A 542-nucleotide genomic window follows, 5' to 3' on the forward strand; every position below is an offset into this window, starting at 1 on the left:
CGCTGCCGCCGTTTATCTTCTGTTTATTGCCAGTTCACCAACGGCAAACATGATTGAAAACCCATGGCAGCTCAATACGTTGTTGATTGCAGCAGGTGTGGTGACGACCTTGCCATTGCTGTGCTTCACTGGTGCCGCGACTCGCCTCAAATTATCAACGCTCGGCTTTTTCCAGTACATCGGCCCTAGCCTGATGTTCTTGCTTGCAGTGTTAATTTACGGCGAGACCTTCACGATGGATAAAGCGATTACGTTCGCCTTTATTTGGGGAGCTCTTGTGGTATTTAGCTTCGATGGGCTGCGCAACAATCGCCGTTCACGCCGAGCCATTCAGTCACAGTGATCGTTTTTTACAAGACAAGCTAACAATTGATGGATAAGCTTGGTCATTATGTGACCAAGCTTTTTTTGTATGTAATGGAACAGATTCAATACTACGCGACCGACCATGACCAACTGAGTCTGATCGAGGCGAAATACCACAAGTTTGCTTTTCAAAGGCACTATCATTTGGATTTTCACCTCGGCTTGATCACGCATGG

At 46.9% G+C, this 542-nt stretch carries 1 protein-coding gene and 1 pseudogene; both read left to right on the forward strand.

The genetic code is table 11. The annotated features are described in order from the left end of the window. A pseudogene (locus R7Z47_RS26490) lies at positions 1–343 on the forward strand (EamA family transporter); the annotation flags it as partial. A 74-nt stretch (positions 344–417) separates the two neighbouring features. Next, on the forward strand, positions 418–542 hold a 125-nt coding region (locus R7Z47_RS26495), incomplete at its 3' end, for an AraC family ligand binding domain-containing protein (RefSeq protein WP_411913070.1).

It is taken from the genome of Vibrio sp. 1641, from assembly GCF_033339995.1.
GTDB lineage: Bacteria > Pseudomonadota > Gammaproteobacteria > Enterobacterales > Vibrionaceae > Vibrio > Vibrio alginolyticus.